Annotated in this window: 1 protein-coding gene; it reads right to left on the bottom strand. The window is 50.2% G+C overall.

The window, feature by feature from the left end; all coding sequences use genetic code 11:
• Positions 1–44: 44 nt before the first annotated feature.
• The coding region (locus AAEY62_RS23015; RefSeq protein WP_502935561.1) for a urocanase-related protein at positions 45–263 on the bottom strand (219 nt) is incomplete at its 5' end.

The following is a 263-nucleotide window of genomic DNA, read 5'->3' as shown; positions in this document are numbered from 1 at the left end:
GTTTAAATCAAGCGAGCCGGGGGTGAGAGTTAGTTCAAGCATGATCATTCCTCGTTTAACATTGGTAAGTCTAGGTTTTGCTCTTTTGCACAATTTTTTGCTATATCGTAGCCTGCATCCGCGTGGCGCATAACTCCAGTTGCAGGGTCGTTCCACAGTACGCGGGCAATACGCTGTTTTGCTTCGTCGCTGCCGTCAGCCACAATAACTACGCCTGCATGTTGGCTAAAGCCCATACCTACGCCACCGCCATGGTGTAGCGA

The sequence above is a fragment of the Pseudoalteromonas sp. GW168-MNA-CIBAN-0100 genome (assembly GCF_040309225.1).
Taxonomy (GTDB): Bacteria; Pseudomonadota; Gammaproteobacteria; order Enterobacterales; family Alteromonadaceae; genus Pseudoalteromonas; species Pseudoalteromonas arctica.
This window is presented reverse-complemented; position numbering and strand designations above follow the sequence as displayed.